This is a genomic window from Geothrix edaphica (assembly GCF_030268045.1).
GTDB classification, from domain to species: Bacteria; Acidobacteriota; Holophagae; order Holophagales; family Holophagaceae; genus Geothrix; species Geothrix edaphica.
Map to the genome: position 1 here is coordinate 491,890 of NZ_BSDC01000001.1, position 21,155 is coordinate 513,044.

Consider the following 21,155-nt stretch of genomic DNA (forward strand, 5'->3'; position numbering starts at 1 on the left):
CTGAAAAGGTGGATCATGCTCGACCAATTAGAAGCCGTCGAAGCCCGCTTCCAGGAAGTGGAGGCGCAGCTGCAGGATCCGGCCGTGGTGTCGGATCCCAAGCGCCTGCGTGAGCTGGCGAAGCTCCGCGCGGAGCTGGAGCCGGTGGTGCTGGCCTTCCAGACCCAGCGCACCCGCATGAGGCAGCTGGAGGAGGCGGAGCTCATCCTGGGCGACAAGACCATGGATGCGGAACTCCGCGAGATGGCGGAAATGGAGATTCCCGACCTGAAGAAGGCCATCGCCGAGGGCGAGGCCGAGATCAAGCGGCTGCTCATTCCCAAGGATCCCGCCGACGCCAAGAACGTCATCCTCGAAGTCCGTGCCGGCACCGGCGGCGAGGAGGCCGCGCTGTTCGCCGCAGAGCTGTTCCGCATGTACATCCGCTTCGCAGAGCGCCGGGGCTTCAAGGTGTCGGTGCTGGACGAGAGCGATGCGGACGCGGGTGGGCTCAAGGAGGCCACCGCCGAGATCCAGGGGGACGGGGCCTACAGCCTCTTCCGCTTCGAGAGCGGCGTGCACCGCGTGCAGCGGGTGCCCAAGACCGAGACCCAGGGCCGCATCCACACTTCCGCCGCCACCGTGGCCGTCATGCCCGAGGCCGAGGAGGTGGACATCGAGATCCACCCGAAGGACCTCCGCATCGACACCTTCTGCTCCGGCGGCAAGGGGGGGCAGAGCGTGAACACCACCTACTCCGCCGTGCGCCTCACCCACCTGCCCACGAACACCGTGGTCAGCTGCCAGGACGAGCGCAGCCAGATCAAGAACATGGCCAAGGCCATGACCGTGCTCCGCAGCCGCCTCCTCCAGAAGGCCCAGGACGAGGCCGACGCGGCCCACTCCGCCCTCCGCAAGTCCCAGGTGGGCAGCGGTGACCGCAGCGAGAAGATCCGCACCTACAACTTCCCCCAGGGCCGCGTCACCGACCACCGCATCGGCGTCACCATCCACCAGATCGACAGCTTCATGTCCGGCCAGATCGAGCCGATCATCGAACCTCTGCGGGCGGCGTTCGAGGCCGAGCGGCTGCAGGCGCTGGAGGCGTGAGTGGGCTGTCAGCTATCAGCTGTCAGCTCTCCGTAAAAGCAGAAGCGGGAGGCATGCCTCCCGCTTCCTTTTTTGGCTGATTGCCGATAGCTGACAGCTGAAAGCTACTTCTTCAGCGTCACCCTCTCCGGTGAGGTCAGGCTGAAGGCCACGGGCTTGGTGGCGGGGATGCGGATCACGGTGTCGGCGGTGCCGGCGGCCACGGCGGTGCCGGCGGCGGCCCCGACGGCCGCGCCGCCGAGGGCGTGGTCGCCCTGGTTCTTCTTGTCGGTGAGGAGGCCGACCAGGGCGCCGAGGGCCGCACCGCCGCCGATGTACTTGGCGTTGCGCTCACCCCGGGCGCTGGCCACGACCACGTGGGTGTCCGTATCGATGCCGACCCCGGCGATCTCGGTGAGCCGGATGCCCAGGGCACCCTTGCCATTGCTGAGGCGGCCCGCGGCGGCGCTCTGGGTGACGACGCCCCGGGCGGAGCTGCCAGCGCTCCAGACCAGCTTGCCGTCCACCACCACGTCGGAGGCCAGGGAGCCTTCCCAGGCATCACCGGGCTGGTCTTTGTCCGTGGCCAGCTCGCGGGCCAGGGTGATCTCCAGCTTGGTGCCGGTGGGCACGTCCACCACCACGGGCTTGGGCGCTTCCTTGGCGGCAGGTGCGGAGGCGAGGACGACGGCCTCCTGCTTCTTGGCCTCGGCCCGCCGCTTCGCATCGGCCACCTGGCGCTCCAGGGCCTTGACCTGGGACTTGGTCACCTGCTGGACGGTCTCGGCATCGCCGCCGGCCACCTTGCCGGCCTTGGCTTCGGCCAGCTGCTGCTCAAGCTGGGCAACCTTGGCCTCGGCGGCCTTGGCGGCCTCATCGGCCTGGATGGAGGCTTCACTCTTGCGGTTGCAGCCCACGGCCAGGACGAGGGCCGCAGCGAGGGAAAGGCGGGTCAAGGTGGTGCGCATGGGACCTCCGTTGGGGGGGTATATAGTATGACAGCCCGACAAAGTTTACCCACATGGCCACCCCCACCCCCAACCTCAACCCCCGCGGCGAATCCGTGCTCCGGACCCTCATCGAGGCCTACCTCGAGGCGGGGGAGCCGGTGGGGTCGCGGCTGCTGGCCAAGCGGTTCCCCGAGCCCCTCTCCAGCGCCACCATCCGGAACGTGCTGTCGGATCTGGAGGACGAGTCCATGGTGGCGCAGCCGCACACCTCCGCGGGACGGGTGCCCACAGAGCGGGCCTACCGCTACTACGTGGACCGCTGGCTGAAGGCCCAGGCCCCGGATCCCGAGCTGGAGGGCCGCCTCGCCGCGGCGCTGGACGGTCTGGAGCTGGATCCCGAATCCTGGGCCCGCCACGCCAGCCGGACGCTGGCCGAGGTGATGGGCGGGGTCTGCGTGGCCCTGCCGCTGCCCCTGACGCAGAGCCGCCTGGTGCGCCTGGAGTTCGTGCCGGTCGGGCCCGGCCGCCTGGTGGCGATCTGGGTGGGGAGCTTGGGCGAGGTGGACCACCGCCTCATGGACAACCCCTGGAACTATGCCGATACCGTCCTCACGGAGCTGGGGAACTACGCCACCGCCCAGTTCGCGGGCCTCACGCTGGCCGAGATGCGGTCGAAGCTCCTGGCGGCCCTCCAGGCCGGGGCGGTGGAGGGCGAGACCCTCCGGACCCGGCTCCAGGAGTTGGCCTCCCGGTGGCCCGAGGAGGGGCCTGCCGGCGACCCCCCGGTGCTGGTGTCCGGCCTGGGCCGCCTGGGCGGCCTGCCCGAATTCTAGGATGTCGCACGGTTCCGGGGGCTGGTGGCGGCCTTCGAGGAGCGGGGCCGCCTGGCCCGCCTCCTGAACGCCTTCGCCGACCGCGCCTCGCAGGACATCCAGCTGCTGCTGGGCTCCGAGAACCCCTACCTGGATGGCTGGCCCCTGGCCACGGCGGTCCGGACCGTGGGCCTGGGCCCCGCCGGCTACGTGACCTTCGCCCTGGTGGGGCCCCTCCGCATGGACTACAGCCGGGTCATGGGCGGCCTGCGCTGGTGGTCCCGGCAGATCCAGCGGCGCCAGGGCGGATCCTGACGTCCTGTTCCGGACTGCGTATACTGCTGCGATGACCACCGGCACCCCCCGCGAGCCCCATGACAAGCCAGCTCCGCCCACCGGAGAGCCGGAGGACGTGGTGGACCTCAGCCTGGACGATGCCCTGGACGGGGATCTCCAGTCCGTGGCCGACGAGGTGGCTTCGGAATATCCGGCCCCGGCCGGGGAGGAAGCCGATCCCATGGACCGCGGGGAGCCCCGGGTGGACCTGGAATCGGCCCTCACCGAGGCCGAGGGGCAGATGGAGGAGATGCTGAGGCGCGAGGGCGAGCTGATGGATCAGCACCGCCGCCTCGCGGCGGACTTCAACAACTTCCGCAACCGGGCCCAGCGGGACATCGCCATGGCCGTGGAGCAGGCCGAGCGGAAGATCCTCCTCGAGATGCTGCCCGTCCTCGACAACTTCGAGCGGGGTCTCAGCGCCTCCTACCAGGATGTCGAATCCTTCCGCGCCGGTGTGGAGCTGATCCAGAAGCAGTTCCTGGAGGCCCTCCGCCGCATGAACGTCGAGCCCCTCCCCCTCAAGGTCGGCGAGGCCTTCGATGCCCTTCACGCCGAGGCGCTCACCACCTTCAGCGACCCGAACCTGCCTGATGGCGCCGTGGCTGCGGTCTACGAGCGCGGCTACAAGCTCAAGGGGCAGCTCCTCCGCCCCGCCCGCGTGGTGGTGAACCGGCTGCAGGACTCGGGAAAGTCCTAGCCGGGCCCAGCACCAGCACTGGATGACGCCCAGAATTCCTTTTATGATGAAGCCGATTCCCCCCCGGAGTTCCACCCATGGCAGGCAAACTGATCGGCATTGATCTGGGTACGACGAACAGTTGCGTCTGCGTGATGGAGAGCGGGGACTCGCGGGTGATCCCCAATCGGGAGGGAAGCCGCACCACGCCTTCGGTGGTGGCCTTCACGGACAAGGGGGATGTGCTGGTGGGCCACATCGCCAAGCGGCAGGCCGTCACGAACCCCCAGCGCACCCTGTTCGCCGTGAAGCGGCTCATCGGGCAGCGGTTCCAGGCTCCCAAGGTCCAGGAAGCGGTCAACCGGCTGCCCTTCCCGGTGGTGTCCGCGCCCAACGGCGACGCCTGGCTGCGGGTGGGCGAGCGGGACTACGCGCCGCCTGAAGTGACGGCCATCGTCCTCCGGTCCCTGAAGCAGGCCGCCGAGGCCTTCCTCCACGAGGAGGTGACGGACGCCGTCATCACGGTGCCCGCCTACTTCGACGATGCCCAGCGCCAGGCCACCAAGGACGCCGGCAAGATCGCGGGCCTGAACGTGCAGCGCATCATCAACGAGCCCACGGCGGCGGCCCTGGCCTACGGGTTCAACAAGAAGGGCCTCAAGCAGATCCTGGCCATCTACGACTTCGGCGGCGGCACCTTCGACTTCACCCTGATGGAGATGAACGACGGCGTCTTCGAGGTGCTGGCCACCAGCGGCGACACCTTCCTCGGAGGCGAGGACATCGACCTGGCCATCCAGAACTGGCTGGTGGAGCAGTTCCGCGAGAAGACCGGCATCGACCTGTCCTCGGACCGCATGGCCCTCCAGCGGCTGAAGGAGGCCAGCGAGAAGGCCAAGTGCGAGCTGTCCACCCTGGATCGCGTCGAGATCCGCCTGCCCTTCATCGCCCAGGCTCCCGGCGGCCCTCAGCACCTCGAAGCCACCCTCACCCGCGAGCAGCTCGAGGGGATGGCCCGGGGGCTGGTGGAGCAGACCCTGGTTCCCATCAAGGACGCGCTCGAGCAGGGCGGCAAGACGCCGCGGCAGATTGACGAGGTGATCCTCGTGGGCGGGCAGACCCGCATGCCGCTGGTGCAGCGGCTGGTGAAGGACTTCTTCGGCAAGGAACCCAACCGGAGCATCAACCCCGACGAGGTGGTGGCCACGGGCGCGTCCATCCAGGGCGCCGTGCTCAAGGGCGATATCAAGGACCTGGTGCTGCTGGACGTCACGCCGCTCTCCCTCGGCATCGAGACCCAGGGCGGCGGCTTCGTGAAGATCATCCAGCGCAACGCCACCATCCCCACCCGGGACTCCCGCACCTTCACCACGGTCACGGACAACCAGAACCGGGTGGAGATCCACGTTCTGCAGGGCGAGCGCGAGCTGGCCGAGCACAACAAGAGCCTGGGCCGCTTCGACCTCATCAACCTGCCGCCCCTGCCCAAGGGCGTGCCGCAAATTGAAGTCGCCTTCGACATCGACTCCAACGGCATCGTGAAGGTGTCAGCCCGCGATCTCATGACTGGCCTGGAGCAGGGCCTGAGCATCCGCCCCAGCTCCGGCCTCTCCGAGCTGGAGATCCAGCGCATGATCCGCGAGGCCCTGGCCAACGCCGAGACCGACGTGAAGAAGCGCGACGCGCTGAAGTACATCGCCTCGGCCGAGGGGCTGATCTTCTCCTGTGACAAGAGCTTCGCCGAATGCGGCAAGTACCTCCCCGAGGACCAGCAGATCATGATCCGGGACGTGCTCACCCGGGCCCGGCAGGCCGTGGCCGCCCAGGATCCCGCCGCCCTGCGCGCCTGCGAGGGGCAGCTGCTGGAGGCCCAGAACCTGCTGACCGATGCCGTCCTGGCCGCCAGTGAGGCCATGATGGCGTCCCTGGACGGCGAGGACGAGGGCGCGGGACCCAACTAGGCCCGAGCTATCGGCTATCCTGGAACCCAGGATGGGTGCATGAAGCGTGACTACTACGAAGTGCTCGGCGTGTCGAAGGAAGCCGGGGCGGATGAACTGAAGAAGGCCTATCGCAAGCTGGCCATGGAGCTGCATCCCGACCGCAATCCCGGGAACAAGGAGGCGGAGGAGAAGTTCAAGGAGGCCGCCGAGGCCTACAGCGTGCTGTCGGACCCCGAGAAGCGGAAGGCCTACGATCAGTACGGCCACGCCGGCCTGGGCGGGGCGGGCGGCGGCCAGCAGTTCCAGTTCGACCCCAACCAGTTCGCGGATTTCGAGGACATCCTGGGCAGCTTCTTCGGCGGCGGCCTCTTCGGGGATCTCTTCGGCGGCGGAGGCCGGCGCCGGTCCAGCGGCGAGGAGCGGGGCTCGGACCTGCAGTACAACCTCAAGCTCAGCTTCCGGGACGCGATCTTCGGCAAGGACAGCGTGGAGCTCAGCATCCCGCGCCTGGAGGCCTGCGGCACCTGCCACGGTTCCGGCTGCGAAGCCGGCTCCCGCCCGGAGACCTGCCCCCAGTGCCGGGGCGCGGGCCAGGTGGCCGTGCGCCAGGGTTTCTTCCAGATGCTCACGCCTTGCCCCCGCTGCGAGGGCAAGGGCCGCATCATCCCCAAGCCCTGCCGCGAGTGCCGGGGCGAGGGCCGCGTCCACCGCAAGTCCAAGGTGAGTTTCAAGGTGCCGGCCGGCGTGGACCGCGGCACCCGCCTCCGCCTCCAGGGCCAAGGCGAGTCAGGCCGCTTCGGCGGCCGCACGGGCGACCTCTACGTGGTCTTCGACGTGGAGCCGGATCCCCGCTATGAGCGTGACGGCCACGACCTGCACCAGCGCCTGGAGGTTTCGTGGCCCCTGCTGGTGACCGGCGGCGCCCTGGAGGTGGAGACGCCCTATGGCCCCGACAAGGTGAAGCTCGCGGCGGGCACCCCCGCGGACCACGTGGTGAAGCTGGTGAACGCCGGCGTCCCCCGCCTCCAGGGCAGCGGCCGCGGCGACCTCTACCTGCATCTGCGCGTGGCCGTGCCCAAGGCCCTCAACGCCGAGCAACGCCAGCTCCTGGAGCAGCTCCGCCGCAGCCTCGATGGTGAGCCCGCCGGGGAAGGTGAGGAGGGCTTCCTGGCCAAGGTCTTCGGCGCCGAGAAGAGCCGGAAGAAGAAGCGGAAGTAGGGGCGCTCTTAGAGCTCATAACAAAACCCGACGATGCCGCGATGAAGCTAGGCGGAATGCACCGCAAGGAAGGGCCCGCAGGGCAACGCGGTTCGTTGTTGAAGGGACCTGACACCGCGGGGCGCCCGCCTGGCTTCATCCCTCCGGGCGAGGGGCGACGGGCGTCGCGATGCCGCGTTACGCTCGTCGCGCGTAGTACCCGCTACGCATCTCCTCGCGTTCCTCGCCTCGCTCGCCCGGCACCCCTCGCGCGGCGCCGTGGGGTTTTGTTATGAGCTCTCAGCCCGCCACCACCACCTGCCGCTTGCCTTCCCGCTTGGCGCGGAGGAGGGCGCGGTCGGCCTGCTCGATGAGGTGGCCGGCGCCGTCGGCATGCTCGGGGAAGGCCGCCACGCCGGCGCTCAGGGAGATGGTCAGGTGATCATCCCCCAGGAGGACCGGCTGGCCGAGGGTCACCTGGACGAGGCGTTCGGCCAGCTTCTGGGCACCCCGGGCCTGGGTGCCGGGCATGAGGAGGCAGAATTCGTCCCCCCCGTAGCGGTAGAGGCGGTCGTGGGCCCGGCAGAGGCGCTGGGCGGTCCGGGCCACGGCCTCCAGCACGATGCTCCCCGCGGGATGGCCGTACCGGCTGTTCACCTGCTTGAGGTCATCCACATCCAGGAAGACCAGGGCCACGGACTCGCCCTTGGCGGCCGCGGCCCGCACGGCCTGGGGCAGCTCCGCCTCCAGGCAGCGGCGGTTCTGCGCCACGGTGAGATCGTCCTTGAAGGACAAGGCGCGGCTCTCCTCCAGGCGCCAGGCATTGAGCAGCAGGGGCTCCACATCCTCGAAGCCCTGGAGGAACTGTTCCGGAGACTCATGGGGATCCAGCAGCCGCAGGATGCCCAGCTGCTCCGAGGCGGCCAGCGGGAAGGCCTCCCCCCGGCGCACCAACTCTGCGGCCGCATGGCGGGGCAGGGGCGCCTCGGGGAACGATCCGTCGCCGGCCCGCTGGTAGAACAGGTTCTCCTTCCTCAGCCAGATGGCACCGCCCTGGGCTCGGGATTGCCGGATGGCCCGGCTCAGCACGAGCTCCAGGAGGTCGTCCAGCGACGCGAGATGGAGCATCTGGCGCAGCCAACCCTCGCTGCCGAGGTCCCGCTGCCGCAGGTGCCGGAGGGCCTCCCGGGCCGCTTCGAGCGGCCGGTCCTGGAGCAGCACCCAGCCCGCCCTCCGCTCCAGCACGGCGCTGACCTCTTCCGCCCCCGCCTGCTGGACCCACCAGAGGATCTCCGATCCCTCCGCCGGGATCAGCCCGGGGTCGGGCCGCTCCGCCACCAGCACCAGCGAACCGGGCCCTGGTCCTGGCACCACCATGTGTCCCCACGCCTCCAGGGCCACGCGCAAAGCGTCTCCGGCCCGGGAAGGGTGTGGCTCCAGCCAGTGGATACGGTGCATGAAACTCCCAGAAGGATGGTCCACGAGGGGGGCCGGGCGGTCAACCCAGAGCGGCTTCCAGTCTCAACGCCAGCTGGCTGAGGTGGGCGGCGAGCTGCTCCAGGATGGGCAGGGACCCTTCCCGCTGGCCGCGCTCGGCCCGGACCCAGCGCTTGAGCAGGGTCACGGCCTGGGCATCGCGGACCCCGAGGCGCTTGGCGCTCTGGATCAGCTTGTGGGAAAGCCGCGTGCGCTCCGGCCCCGTGGGGCCTTCCTTCAAGCCGGCGATGAGCCTCAGGGCCTCCTGGGCCACCTCGAGATCCTGGCGGATCAGCGGCACCCGGGCGTTGATCCGGAGCAGGAACAGCTCCAGGAAGCGGAGCAGCTCGCCCAGCACGTCCATGGCATCACGGAGGGCCTGGTGGACTTCCTCGGGGGACTCCAGGAGGCGGCCCAGATCCTGGATGAGCCGCTCGGCCTCCTCCCGGTCCGGCCGGCGCATCAGGGGGAACTCGGGGCTGCGGCGGAAGGCCAGCAGGTGCCGGTAGGACTGGGCGAGCCCCAGCGCGAGCCGGGGCCAGTCCTGGAGCTCCAGGCTCAACAGGAGCTGGGCGTGGATGGGGGGAACCTGCTCCCACAGCCGCTGGATGCGGAGCCGGAGCCGCTCGCCCTCCTCCATCATGCTGGGGGACTCCGGGAAGAGCCGCTGCTGCACGTCAGGCGAGAACAGGCCCACCAGCTCGCCCATGAGCTGCTTCTGGTGGTTGATGAGCAGGCCGCGCAGGTTGTCCAGGGTGTGGGCCAGCTGGTCCGCATCCGCGCCCGCCAGGGCCTGCTGCAGGAGGCTCCGCAGGGTCGCCTGGTCCTGGCGGAGGCTCAGCACGGCCTGGCGCAGGTAGGCGCGGAGGCGTGGCACCTCGCGCTGGTCCGGGTTCAGCAACGCGGCCCGCCCGGGGTCGTAGGCGCGCTCCACCACGCGGCCCAGCTCGGATTCGATGACGAGGAAGGTGGGCACGGCCGCATAGATCTCCTGGGCGCCGGCTCCCGCGCCGGGCTCCAGAGACTCCATCAGCCCCAGGAGGGAGATGTGGCTGGCCAGGGCCCGGGCCACCACGGAGAAGAGGGCCCGGTCCTCCCGGCGGAGGCCCTGGAGCAGCCGCCGCAGGTCGGCGGGCATGCGATCCCGGAACAGCTCGGCGTCCATGCGGGGCAGGACCCAGCCCAGGTGGTCCCAGAGCCACTGCAGGCTCCCCCGGACCTGTTCGACGGCGGGCCAGTGGATGCCCCGGTCCAGGGGACGCATCAGGCTCAGGCGCAGGTTGGTCACCACGTTCTGCAGCAGCAGCAGGGGCTCCACCCGGGCGTGGAAATCCGGGGGGATGCACGATTCCAGCTGCTCGGCCAGGCGGGCCAGGGACTCCTCCAGCCGGCCCTGGCCCTGGATGGCCCGGTTCACCACCTTCATCTGGGCGTTCAGGCGGGCGACGGCGTCGGGCCCGTCCTTGCAGGTCTGGAGCGCCGTCAGGATCTGGCGGAAGGAATCGCGGTGGTCCTCCAGGAAGGCCGCCCACAGGGCCCGGAGGGCGCCGGCGTCCTCTCCCGGCGGGGGGGCCATGGCCCGGAGCGAGGCCAGAAGGTCGAGGAGAAGCCCCACCCAGGTGGGCTGCTCCAGCTCCACCATCAGCTCCCGGTGGGCCGTCCCGGTCAGCTGGGCCAGCCGCCCCAGGCTGTGCTGGAGGACCTGGCCCATGGCGGCCCGGGCCTCGCCGAGGCGGCGGGGCGAGAACTGATGCAGGAAGGCCAGGAACAGGCCGAGGTTCCGCCGCAGCTGGGCCTGGGCGGGAGATTCCCCGGCGGCGACGGGTTCCCGCGAGGGCGCCTCCAGCAGGGGATCCAGGTCGCCGGCCCCTTCCCTGAGGATGTCCTCCAGCAGGGTGAGGTCCAGCCGGGAAAGGCCCTTCTCCCGGATCAACTGCCGGGCCAGCAGCAGGCGCTGGGGCTGAGTTCCTGGGACGGACATGGCGAAAGCATACAACGGGCCGGGTTCGGGGAAGGGGCCGGGCCGTCAGGATGATGCCGGAGGTGATACCATCGCCTCACCCCATCCGGAGGCAGCCAGTGGTCAGCAAGCTAGGGGAAATGCTCGTCAAGGCTCAGCTCATCACGGATGCCCAGTTGGAAGAAGTCATCAGGATCCAGCGGCGTGAGGGCGGCAAGCTCGGCAGCATCGTGGTGCGTCAGGGCTTCTGCTCCGATCAGGACATCGTGAGCTTCCTGGGCATGCAGTACGGCGTGCCGGCTGCGGACCTGGAGCAATGGCCCCCCATAGATGCAAGTGTCATCGCGCTCATCCCCAAGGACCTGGCCCAGCGCCACAAGGTGCTGCCCCTCCAGCGCACGGGCAACGTGCTGACCCTGGCCATGTCCGATCCCACCGACATCTTCGCCATGGATGATGTGCGCTTCCACACGGGCTACAACGTGGATCCCGTGGTGTCCAGCGAGATGGGCCTGGTGCGGGCGGTCGAGAAGTACTACGGCGGTTCCAGCGGGGTGCGCCTGGCGGACGGCCAAGCCGGCCGCGCCACGACGACCAACCTGGGCGGCGCCGCTGGAGCCGGCCCCACCGACGCTAGCCTTCCCAATCCCTTCAACGAACAGGACGAGCACATCGACCTCCAGGAGCTGGAGCAGGAGCTGGATGCCGACGCGGAGTTCGAGGCCACGGACGACGACGAGGAGAGCATCAACGTCGGCGCCCTGAAGCGGGGCAGCGAGGACGCCCCGGTGGTCAAGCTCGTGAACATGGTGCTCATCGACGCCATCAAGCGCGGTGCGTCCGACATCCACATCGAGCCCTATGAGAAGAACTACCGCATCCGATTCCGCATCGACGGCATCCTCATGGAGGTCATGCGGCCCAACCTCAAGCTGAAGGACCCGCTCACCTCCCGCGTGAAGATCCTGGCCAAGCTCAACATCGCCGAGAAGCGCCTGCCCCAGGACGGCCGCATCAAGCTGCGCGTGAACATGAGCGGCCGGCAGAAGGTCATCGACTACCGCGTGAGCATCCTGCCCACCCTCTTCGGCGAGAAGATCGTGCTGCGGCTGCTGGACAGCGACAAGCTCATGCTCGACCTCACCAAGCTCGGCTTCGAGCCGGAGAGCCTGGAGCGGTGGGACCGGCAGATTTCGAAGCCCTACGGCATGGTGCTGGTGACGGGCCCCACGGGATCGGGCAAGACCAACACGCTCTATTCCTCCATCGCCAAGCTCAACACGGTGGACACCAACATCCTAACGGCGGAGGATCCGGTGGAGTTCAACTTCCCCGGCATCAACCAAGTGCAGATGAAGGAGCAGATCGGCCTCAACTTCGCCGCCGCCCTGCGCTCCTTCCTCCGGCAGGATCCCAACATCATCCTCGTGGGCGAGATCCGCGACTTCGAGACCGCCGAGATCGCCATCAAGGCCTCGCTCACCGGCCACCTGGTGCTCTCCACCCTGCACACCAACGACGCGCCCAGCACCATCAACCGCCTCATGAACATGGGGGTGGAGCCGTTCCTGGTGGCCACCTCGGTGAACATCATCTGCGCCCAGCGCCTGGTGCGCCGCCTCTGCAGCAGCTGCAAGGCCGTGGACACGCACCACCAGCCCGAAGAGGCGCTGCGCGAAGTGGGCTTCACCCCGGAGGAGATCCAGCGGGGCATCACCTTCTACAAGCCCGTCGGCTGCGACATCTGCAACAAGCGTGGCTACAAGGGCCGCGTGGGCCTCTACGAGGTGCTGGAGATGTCCGAGACCCTCAAGGACATGATCCTCACCGGGGCCTCGGCCATCGAGCTGCGCGAGCAGGGCCAGAAGGAGGGCATGATCACCCTCCGCCGCTCCGGCTGCCGCAAGGTCCTCGACGGCGTCACCACCATCGAAGAGATCATCCGCGAAACCGTGTTGTAGGAGAGCTCCGCATGAGTGAAATCGGTTCCAACTACGTAGCCCCGCTGCAGCAGCTGCTCAAGACCATGGTGGAGTACGGGGGCACGGATCTCCACATCACCACGGAAACAGCCCCCCAGATCCGCATCGACGGGCGCATGGTGCCCCTCAAGCTGCCGCCCATGGATGCCTCCCAGACTCGGTGGCTTTGCTACGGCGTCATGACCGACCAGCAGAAGCACCGCCTGGAGGAGGATCTGGAGGTGGACTTCTCCTTCGGTCTCCAGGGTGTGGCCCGCTTCCGCGCCAACGTCTTCAACCAGCGCGGTGCCACGGCGGGTGTCTTCCGCACCATCCCCGAGAACATCCGCAGCTTCGATCAGCTGGGTCTTCCCCCCTCGGTCCAGGCCCTCTGCGACAAGCCCCGCGGCCTGGTGCTGGTGACGGGCGTGACGGGCTCCGGCAAGTCCACCACCCTGGCCGCCATGGTGGACAAGATCAACGCCGAGGAGCCGGTGCATATCCTCACCATCGAGGACCCGGTGGAATACGTCCACAAGCACCGGCGCGCCCTGGTGAACCAGCGGGAGATCCACGCGGACACCCACAGCTTCAAGAAGGCCCTGCGCTCGGCCCTGCGCCAGGATCCCGACGTGGTGCTGGTGGGCGAGATGCGCGACCTGGAGACCATCGAATCCGCCCTCACCATCGCCGAGACGGGCCACCTCACCTTCGCCACCCTGCACACCAACAGCACCGTGCAGACCATCAACCGCATCATCGATGTGTTCCCCAGCCACCAGCAGGCGCAGGTGCGAGCCCAGCTCTCCCTCGTGCTGGAGGGCGTCATCTGCCAGAGCCTCATCCCCAAGGCCGGCGGCAAAGGCCGGGCCCTGGCCCTGGAGATCATGATCCCCAACTCCGCCATCCGGAACCTCATCCGCGAGGACAAGATCCACCAGATCTACGGCACCATGCAGTCCGGCCAGTCCAAGTACGGCATGCAGACCTTCAACCAGAGCCTGTCCGACCTGGTCATCCGCAAGGAGATCACCCAGGAGCAGGCGTTTGAGTATTCCTCGAACACCGACGAGCTGCGGGAGCTCATCAACCGCGGCGTGGGTGTCGGCTCCGCCGGCGGTCGCGGAGCCGCGGCCGCGCAGCCCGCCGCCACCAGCAACCCGGCGCTGGGCGGGCGGAACCCCAACATCAAGTACACCTAGGCATTTTCCCTGCGACCATTAGTTCTTCACCACTGATCCATTCCTGCCTATCCTGAAGGCACCACCGTTCCTAGCCCGCCGAGGTCCGCATGCCCGCATACGCATGGAAAGGAAAGAATCGAATGGGGGAGGCCCAGGAGGGCGTCCTGGTGTCCGAATCCCGGGACGCCGCCGCCGCCACCCTGAAGCGCAACGGCATCGAAGTCACCTCCATCGGCGCCATGGCCGCCAAGGGCACCAAGTCCTTCGGCAAAGTGAAACCCAAGGACCTCGCCATCTTCACCCGCCAGTTCAGCGTCATGATCGACGCCGGCCTGCCCCTGGTGCAGTGCCTGGAGATCCTCGGCGCCCAGCAGCAGGACAAGGGCTTCCAGAAGATCATCGAGGCGGTGCGGCAGGACGTGGAGCAGGGCCTCACCCTGCAGGCCGCCCTCTCCAAGCACCCCAAGGCCTTCAACGACCTCTACGTGAACATGGTGGGCGCTGGCGAAAGCGGCGGCATCCTGGATGTCATCCTCCAGCGCCTGTCGGGCTACATCGAGAAAGCCGTGAAGCTTACCGCCAAGGTGAAGGGCGCCATGACCTACCCCGTGGCCGTCATCACCATCGCCATCGCGGTGGTGGTCATCATCATGGTAAAGGTGATTCCCGTCTTCTCCGCCATGTATGACGGCCTGGGCAGCAAGCTGCCCTTCCCAACGCTAGTCTGCATGGCCATCTCCACAGCGCTCATCAATTACAGTTGGCTGATCATTCTTGCCGTCGTGCTTGTCGTAGTGGGTCTGCGTCAGTACTACAAGACGACGGCGGGCCGCCTCGTAATCGATTCCCTCATGCTGAAGATCCCGATCATCGGCGACGTGCTCCGCAAGGTGGCCGTGGCCCGGTTCTGCCGCACCCTGGGCACCCTCATCAGCTCTGGTGTGCCCATCCTCGAGGGCATGGACATCACGGCCCGCACCGCTGGCAACATGGTCATCCAGAACGCCATCCTCAAGTCGAAGGACGCCGTGGAGCAGGGCCGTAACATCGCCACGCCCCTGGCGGAAACCAAGGTCTTCCCGCCCATGGTGGTGCAGATGGTGGGCGTGGGCGAGGCCACAGGCGCCCTGGACGCCATGCTGTCCAAGGTGGCCGACTTCTACGAGGACGAGGTGGACAACGCCGTGGCCAACCTCACCAGCCTCATGGAGCCCGTCATGATCGCCATGCTGGGCGGCATCATCGGCTTCATCGTCATCGCCATGTATCTGCCCATCTTCAACCTGGCCAACGTGTTCGGGAAGGACTGACCGCGGCGGTTCCGCACGCCCCTTGCATGCTTTCCTGAACCCATTGGAGGCCCCCATGACCGGCCCATTGTCCCGCTTATCCTCCCGCCGCCGTCGGGGCACCACTGGCGGTTTCTCCCTGATTGAACTCCTTCTGGTGTTGGCCATCATCGGCATCATCAGTGCCATCGCCATCCCCAGCTTCCTGGGCCAGCGACGCCGGGCCCGGGTTATCGGTGACGCCATGGCCAACGCCAAGGTCTTGTCCATGTCTCTGGAGAACCGCAAGGCTGAGAGCGGTCTTTATGGCCCCGCTGGCACCTACGGATGGAAGCCCGATGGTAGCGATACCACGGGACCCACCTTCATCCCCACCTTCCAGCCTCAGGGCAACAGCAAGATGAACTACGAGGTGAAGATCACGGGTGCGGGGCTTACCTACGAACTCACCGTCACCGATCCATCCATCGGATCGGGGGTTACCGCCTACAAGACCGACCAGTCTGGCGCCGAATTGGCTCGCCTGCATTGAGCTGACAACATCCCTTCAGTTCCGGTTCCTTCCCGCATCGGCATAGCCGAGCCCAATCATCAGGGCGCCTGCCAAGAGACTGAAGGTGGCGATGAGCCAGCTTGGTGTAGGTGGGGGCGGCGGGAACAGCATCTCGTCCGGAATGTTCTGCCATGTTTTTATTTTTTTCCCACTTGGAAGCCGCACGATGTTGGGCTCAGGTTGGAAGAGAGCCCCAGCCAGGTGCGCTTCCTGCTGGGCTGGACCGCTTCGAACCACCTGTTCGGCCGCGGCATAGGGCAGCACCCAGGGAATTAAATCCCGCCGCCATGGCTGGGGCAACTCTTGGCCCGTGAGGGAGATGGTGAGCAGAAGGCCCAGGAGGCCAAACACGACAGGTACCGCCAGGCTGTTGATGCGATCGGATAGCCACAAGTAGAGCGCCAGAACAGGCAGGCTGCCCAGCCACAGCCAGCCCAACACTTTCGCCATCTGGAGGCCGTGGAAGTGGAAGGCCAGCAAGGGACTCAGCCATCCCATGATCCGCCGATCCACCCAGAGCAGCAGGCCGATCAGAATCAACATGGCCGCGCTCAGCATCAGGGCGTAGGTCGCCTTCGCCAAAAAGATGCCCCGGCGGGACAGGGGCATGGCGTGCAAATGGCGCCAAGTCTTGAACCGATGCTCGGGCCGGAAGAGCAGAGCGGGGAGGATCGCCAGCATCAGTGGGTGAAAGAAACCTCCCCACAGGGCCACCACCATCTTCACTTGCAAGAAATCCAAGGTGGTCTTGACCTTGGGGGTCAACACCCGCAAGCCGAGGAAGGACCGCTCGACCACCAGCCCCTCGACCAGAACGAACAAAAGCGGCAGCAGCCAAACCAACCGCAGAGCAGGAGACCGCCGCAGTTTCATGCCCTCGGCGGCCAGGAGTCGAAAGAAGGCTCGCACGGCATCTCCTCAGCTACGGGGCTCGTGGTGCCGCGTGAAGTCGAAGGCCCCCAGGGCCACAAGGGCTCCCGCAGACAGCAAACTGCCCGCGGCATAGATCCAGGGAAGAACGCGCCAGCGCTCGAACATGAGTGCCATGTGGGCCGCCAGCCCCCAAGGCAGCAACTGGACCAAGGCTGACCCGCCCACTAGGCGCTGAGTGAACCAGCTACCGGCAATGGCCGCCGCCAGGCCTATCCACAACCCGGGGATCCGCATGGACAGCCAAGTCTGGAAGGCCACCACTGCTACCAAGGCCAAGGCTGAGTAGGTGGTGAACTGGACGAAAGTGACTAAGGGCAGGGGGCCCATCAGCAGGCCGGGCTGATTTCGGAGAAAGAAGCCACCGAATGCGAGCAGTACCGCGAGCAGTGAAAGTGACATCAGCAGCAGCACCAGGTGGCCGAGCGCCTTCACCAGGTAGTGGGTATGGTGAGGCACAGGTTGGATCAGCAGCAGGTTCCAGGCTCGGGCCTCGCGCTCCTGCTCCCAGGACAGCTCACATACCAGGGCGGTGATGACCGGCATGATCACCAGATTCCATGCCGCGAAGTTCAACTCCAGCCAGAACTGGAAGCCCGGCTTGAACATGCGGATCCGGCTTTCCGAAAACCAGAAGATCACCGCCAGGAATCCCGTTTGACATAGAGGTGCCAGGATGGCCGTGAGCAGCAGCCAACTCTTCCGCCACTTGACGCGCTCGGCCCTGAAAAAGGAGCCCAGGGAGGTCATGCCTCCTCCAGCAGGGTCAGGAAACGGGCCTCGAGGTTCGCCTTGTGGGGGGCCAGCTCATAGAGCGGGCAGCCCTTCTCGACCAGGCAGGCGGCGATGCGAGGGGCCACGGTGGCGGGGGCCTGGATCCAAACACGGCCTTCGGCGACCCGGGTAGGGAAGCCCAGTGACTCAAGCGCTGCCTGGGCCTGGAGCAGATCTCCCACCCGCACCACAAGTTCAGCATCGCCCGGCGACCCGAGGCCCTCAGTAGGCCCCTGGTACCGGAGCTTGCCCCGATGAATGACCACCAGATCCTCGGCCACCTGCTCCACCTCCGCCAGCAGGTGGCTGGACAGGAACACCGAAGCACCGGTCTCCTTCGGCAGGCTGCGGATCAGCTCGCGCATGTCCTGGATGCCCGCGGGATCCAGGCCGTTGGTGGGCTCGTCCAGGATGAGGAGGCGGGGCTCGCCCAGCAGGGCCAAGGCCATGCCCAGGCGCTGGCGCATGCCCAGGGAGTACTCCCGCACCGGGCGCCGGGCATCCCGGGCCAAGTCCACCAGCTTCAGCACCCGGTCGAGGCTGGAGCGGGGGATATCCCGCATCAACCGCGTGATCTCCAGGTTTTCCAGGCCCGTTAGGTGGTCGTAGAGCGATGGAGATTCCACCAGCGCGCCAATTTGCGCCAAGGCTGCGGGGTGTCCTGGATGCTGTCCAAGCACCTCGCAGGCACCGCTATCGATCTTGAGGAGCCCCAGCAGCAGCGAGATCGTGGTGGTTTTTCCGGCCCCATTGGGGCCTAGAAAGGCTGTGATGGCTCCTTCCCGAACCTGGAGGTCCAGGTCAGCCACGGCCTTGGTCTTGCCAAACCGGCGAGTCAAACCTTGGGACCAGATGGCATGTTCCATGGCGACCTTCTCCGGAATGGACCTATTTGAGAGTATCTGATCCTTGGCGCCCTCGTTACGGAGGCCCAGGACCTCACAAGAAAGGGGCCCGAAGGCCCCTTTCTCAGAAAAAAGTAATGCTACTCGACGTTGCTGACCTTGATGAACTGATTGGTGGCCGTGCCAGTGGCATCGTTGAAGGTGTTGTTCAGATAGACGGATGTGGCGACGATACCGCCGGCGGTCGGGGCGGGCGGCAGGTAGCCGATCTGGACCTGTCCCTTCTTCGCTAATGTAGCAGCTGCTTTTGTGGTCGTCCCAATGGAATCAGCTTCAGCGATTGCTGCCTGAGCATACGCCGATTCGGTGCCCGTCGCAGCCCAGGGATTCTTGGAAGTCCACACCATCGGGACCATTGAGGCCGCTGCGGTTCCAATGATATTTGTATTGAACAGAGCGAGGGTGGACACGTCCGTGCTGGCCTCACGGGCCCGGTCATAGGAGGACACGAGATCTGCCACGATGCTCACGCAGTTTTCCTGGCTGCTCTTGTCACGGGCGCGAGAACGCTGGCCCAGCAGGGCGGGGATGGCGATGGCGCTGATGATGCCGATGATGGCAAGCACGAGCAGCAGCTCGATCAGGGTGAAACCCTTCTGGTTCTTCATGGAGATCTCCTTGTGGGCGGTTGCCGCGACTGAAGGTATCAATACCTGTGCCAAGGGGCAAAGGAGAAATCGAATCCTTGCCCTGAATGGGCATCAGGCACACCTTCCACCAAGCGGGGGCTGCGAAACCCGACCACACGTCAAGAGACTGACGCGTTGGGTCAGTGTCCTGGCTCCATTGCGTCCACCCAAGTCCCCGCTTCGGCGATTGGAATCGCGCCTGACGGGTCCTGGGCCATGCTACAGGGACACGAAGTGGAAAAGCGGAGACAGGATGAACAGGATTCTTGAGGATTAACAGGATTAAAGATGACAGCAATAGGCTTTAATCCTGTTAATTCGGCTTTTAATCCTGTCAATCCTGCCCCAGCTTTTCCAGCAGTTCCCTCGCCCCCCGATGTTTCGGATCGAGCTTCAGGGATTCCTGGGCCGCCAGACGGGCTTCGTCCTTCCTTCCCAAGCCTTGGAGGATCTGCCCCTTCCGCCACCAGGCGCCGGGGTAGCCGGAACTCCCGCCTTCGAGGGGTTCGCGGAGCGCCTGGTCGAGGGCGGCGAGGCCTTCGGGGCGGTGGAGGCCGCTGACGGCGGCCACCTTGCCGAGCTGCAAGCGAAGCAGGCTGGGGGCGTCCACCTGGGCGAGGTGATCCTGGGCGACCTGCCAGGCGAGGTCGGGGCGCCCACCGTGCAGGTAGGCGTCGCTGACGGCGGCCACGCCGCGCGCGCGGGTGCGGATGCCGGGCAGCAGCCGGGGCGCCTCAACCAGGAGGCGGGCGTTTTTCCCGGCTTCGCCCAGGGCCTTCTTGGCAGGGCGTCGGTCCAGGGCATCCAGCCATTGGCCCACCACTTCGGGATCCTGGGGGGCTTGGGCGAGGGCGCGGCTGAAGGAGGCCTCGGCCTCGCGCCACTTGTCCTCCTCCACCAGGATGAGGGCCTGGAGGAGGTTGCCCCGGGCGGGGGCCACGCGGCGCAGTTGGTCGGCGCAGTTCAGGGCCTTCTTCGTGGACCCGCCCAGCAGGCCCGGCAGCATCTCGTAGGCCAGTCCCAGGCTCATCCAGGCCGGCGCGAGAGTGGAGTCGGCCGCGGTGGCGGCGCGCAGGTCATCCATGGCCCCGAGGGCCCCGCGCAGGCCGCTGAGATCGCGCTGGCGGATGGCCTCCCCCGCACGGGCCAGGCCGCGGGCCAGGAGGGCATCCGCCAGACCGGGCTTCAAGGCCACCGCCCGGTCGGCGGCGGCGCGGGCCTCGGTGAACCGCTGGAGGCTGGACAGGGCCTGGGACTTGGCCGCCCAGGCGGCGGCATCGCTCGGGTTCTGGCGCAGCCGGGCTTCGGCCTCGCCCAGCACCTTGAGGTAGTGCCCGGCATCCAGATCGGCGCGGAAGGCGGGGGCTGGAGGCTGGGCCAGGAAGACCAGGGCGATGGGAATGGGTCGGAGCATGGATAGCCTTCCGGCAAACAGGCGAAAACAGGACTAACAGGATTAGGAAGACCGGATGGGCAAGATTGGGAAAGATATTTTTGTCACTGATTTCAGCGCCATCGCTGAAACCGGCGGCTGATCGGTTGTTCTCTGGAGGATCGGTCCGCCGAGGCCAGCGGTCCAGTCCTTACCCCGGGTATAGCGTGGCGGCGCGGGTTCAGCTATGCTAAGTGATTGTTTGCACATGGCTCTGGAGGAGACCACATGAGCGCCAAGGGCGGATTGTTGGAAGGAAAGCGGGGCCTGATCATCGGCGTGGCGAACAAGCGGTCCATCGCCTGGGGCATCACCCAGAAGGTGGCCGAGGCCGGCGCCCAGCTCTGCCTGACCTACCAGAACGAGCGCCTGGGCGAGAACGTCCGCGAGCTGGCGGTGGACCTGAAGAACCCCCTGCTTCTGCCCATGGACGTGGGCAGTGACAGCCAGATCGTCATGGCCTTCGACGAGATCCGCAAGAAGTGGGGCAAGCTCGATTTCCTGGTGCACGCGGTGGCCTACGCGCCCCGGCAGGCCCTGGAGGGCCGCTTCGTGGAGACCAGCCGTGAGGACTTCCGCGTGGCCCACGACATCAGCGCCTACTCCCTGGCTGCCGTCTGCAACGCCGCCCAGCCCCTCATGGCCGAGGGCGGCTCCATCGTGACCCTCAGCTACCTGGGCGGCGAGCGGGTGGTGCCCGGCTACAACGTGATGGGCGTGGCCAAGGCCGCCCTGGAATCCTGCGTCCGCTACCTGGCCGCCGACCTGGGCCCCCAGGGCATCCGCGTCAACGCCATCTCCGCCGGTCCCATCAAGACCCTGGCCTCCTCGGCCATCCCGGGCATCGGCTCCAAGCTGAAGGCCCACCGCTCCCACACGCCCCTCCAGCGCGACACAGACCAGCTCGAGGTGGGGGACGCTGGCGTGTTCCTCGTCAGCGACATGGGCCGCGGCATCACCGGCCAGGTGCTCTACGTCGATGGTGGCTTCAGCATCATGGCGGGGTAGGCTCCGGCCATCTGAAAGGCGTGGACAGGATTAAGTGCTTGATTAACAGGATTAGAAATCTGATTGCGT

17 protein-coding genes and 1 pseudogene are annotated in these 21,155 nt (G+C 67.0%); 10 read left to right on the forward strand and 8 right to left on the reverse strand.

All coding sequences use genetic code 11. The features are described 5' to 3' along the window. The first annotated feature begins 15 nt into the window (after positions 1-15). Complete coding sequence (gene prfA / locus QSJ30_RS02230) at positions 16-1,089, forward strand: peptide chain release factor 1 (RefSeq protein WP_285606155.1); 1,074 nt, start codon at positions 16-18, stop codon at positions 1,087-1,089. A 104-nt stretch (positions 1,090-1,193) separates the two neighbouring features. Here the strand turns inward: prfA and QSJ30_RS02235 are convergent, their stop codons facing one another. Next, positions 1,194-2,036 carry a hypothetical protein gene (locus QSJ30_RS02235; protein WP_285606156.1) on the reverse strand — a complete coding sequence of 281 codons (843 nt, stop codon included), beginning with the start codon at positions 2,034-2,036 and terminating at the stop codon, positions 1,194-1,196. 230 nt (positions 2,037-2,266) lie between these two features. Between QSJ30_RS02235 and QSJ30_RS02240 the strand changes: the two are divergent. The 4 genes and pseudogenes from QSJ30_RS02240 (at position 2,267) to dnaJ (ending at position 7,006) form a co-directional block, all read left to right on the forward strand. Continuing rightward, positions 2,267-3,145: pseudogene (locus QSJ30_RS02240) on the forward strand (hypothetical protein). 31 nt (positions 3,146-3,176) lie between these two features. Next, positions 3,177-3,866 carry a nucleotide exchange factor GrpE gene (locus QSJ30_RS02245; protein WP_285606157.1) on the forward strand — a complete coding sequence of 230 codons (690 nt, stop codon included), beginning with the start codon at positions 3,177-3,179 and terminating at the stop codon, positions 3,864-3,866. 77 nt (positions 3,867-3,943) lie between these two features. After that, complete coding sequence (dnaK, locus tag QSJ30_RS02250) at positions 3,944-5,806, forward strand: molecular chaperone DnaK (protein WP_285606158.1); 1,863 nt, start codon at positions 3,944-3,946, stop codon at positions 5,804-5,806. 39 nt (positions 5,807-5,845) lie between these two features. Further along, positions 5,846-7,006: a molecular chaperone DnaJ gene (gene dnaJ, locus QSJ30_RS02255; RefSeq protein WP_285606159.1), complete on the forward strand. Its 1,161-nt coding sequence runs from the start codon at positions 5,846-5,848 to the stop codon at positions 7,004-7,006. Positions 7,007-7,285: 279 nt separating this feature from the next. On the opposite strand, the gene QSJ30_RS02260 is transcribed toward dnaJ, so the two are convergent. Together QSJ30_RS02260 and QSJ30_RS02265 are read right to left on the reverse strand one after the other, a co-directional pair. Continuing rightward, positions 7,286-8,386: a GGDEF domain-containing protein gene (locus QSJ30_RS02260; RefSeq protein ID WP_285608039.1), complete on the reverse strand. Its 1,101-nt coding sequence runs from the start codon at positions 8,384-8,386 to the stop codon at positions 7,286-7,288. A gap of 97 nt (positions 8,387-8,483) precedes the next feature. Beyond that, on the reverse strand, positions 8,484-10,442 hold the full coding sequence (locus tag QSJ30_RS02265) for a hypothetical protein (protein WP_285606160.1): 1,959 nt from the start codon (positions 10,440-10,442) through the stop codon (positions 8,484-8,486). A gap of 119 nt (positions 10,443-10,561) precedes the next feature. Between QSJ30_RS02265 and pilB the strand changes: the two genes are divergently transcribed. The 4 genes from pilB (at position 10,562) to QSJ30_RS02285 (ending at position 15,387) form a co-directional block, all read left to right on the forward strand. Continuing rightward, the gene (gene pilB, locus QSJ30_RS02270) at positions 10,562-12,382 is read left to right on the forward strand and encodes a type IV-A pilus assembly ATPase PilB (RefSeq protein WP_285606161.1); all 1,821 of its coding nucleotides are present in this window, start codon (positions 10,562-10,564) and stop codon (positions 12,380-12,382) included. Between the two features lie 11 nt (positions 12,383-12,393). Beyond that, a complete protein-coding gene (locus QSJ30_RS02275) occupies positions 12,394-13,584 on the forward strand; it encodes a type IV pilus twitching motility protein PilT (protein WP_285606162.1) in 1,191 nt (396 codons plus the stop codon). Positions 13,585-13,673: 89 nt separating this feature from the next. Continuing rightward, positions 13,674-14,876 (forward strand): type II secretion system F family protein, encoded by a 1,203-nt coding sequence (locus QSJ30_RS02280; protein WP_420798755.1) that lies wholly within the window; start codon positions 13,674-13,676, stop codon positions 14,874-14,876. A gap of 55 nt (positions 14,877-14,931) precedes the next feature. After that, positions 14,932-15,387 carry a type II secretion system protein gene (locus tag QSJ30_RS02285; protein ID WP_285606164.1) on the forward strand — a complete coding sequence of 152 codons (456 nt, stop codon included), beginning with the start codon at positions 14,932-14,934 and terminating at the stop codon, positions 15,385-15,387. A 15-nt stretch (positions 15,388-15,402) separates the two neighbouring features. Here QSJ30_RS02285 and QSJ30_RS02290 read toward each other — a convergent pair whose 3' ends face one another. The 5 genes from QSJ30_RS02290 to QSJ30_RS02310 all read right to left on the reverse strand — a co-directional run bounded on the left by QSJ30_RS02290 (position 15,403) and on the right by QSJ30_RS02310 (position 20,060). Continuing rightward, on the reverse strand, positions 15,403-16,317 hold the full coding sequence (locus QSJ30_RS02290; RefSeq protein ID WP_285606165.1) for an ABC transporter permease: 915 nt from the start codon (positions 16,315-16,317) through the stop codon (positions 15,403-15,405). Between the two features lie 9 nt (positions 16,318-16,326). Beyond that, positions 16,327-17,088, reverse strand: a complete 762-nt coding sequence (locus QSJ30_RS02295; RefSeq protein WP_285606166.1) for an ABC transporter permease — start codon at positions 17,086-17,088, stop codon at positions 16,327-16,329. Then, positions 17,085-17,978, reverse strand: a complete 894-nt coding sequence (locus QSJ30_RS02300; RefSeq protein ID WP_285606167.1) for an ABC transporter ATP-binding protein — start codon at positions 17,976-17,978, stop codon at positions 17,085-17,087. The genes QSJ30_RS02295 and QSJ30_RS02300 overlap by 4 nt, the downstream gene beginning before the upstream one ends. A gap of 119 nt (positions 17,979-18,097) precedes the next feature. After that, positions 18,098-18,625, reverse strand: coding sequence for a prepilin-type N-terminal cleavage/methylation domain-containing protein (locus QSJ30_RS02305; RefSeq protein WP_285606168.1), 528 nt, complete (start codon positions 18,623-18,625; stop codon positions 18,098-18,100). 355 nt (positions 18,626-18,980) lie between these two features. Next, positions 18,981-20,060 carry a tetratricopeptide repeat protein gene (locus tag QSJ30_RS02310; RefSeq protein ID WP_285606169.1) on the reverse strand — a complete coding sequence of 360 codons (1,080 nt, stop codon included), beginning with the start codon at positions 20,058-20,060 and terminating at the stop codon, positions 18,981-18,983. 246 nt (positions 20,061-20,306) lie between these two features. On the opposite strand from QSJ30_RS02310, the gene QSJ30_RS02315 reads away from it, so the two are divergent. Beyond that, positions 20,307-21,086 (forward strand): enoyl-ACP reductase FabI, encoded by a 780-nt coding sequence (locus QSJ30_RS02315; protein ID WP_285606170.1) that lies wholly within the window; start codon positions 20,307-20,309, stop codon positions 21,084-21,086. The last annotated feature ends 69 nt before the right edge of the window (positions 21,087-21,155 follow it).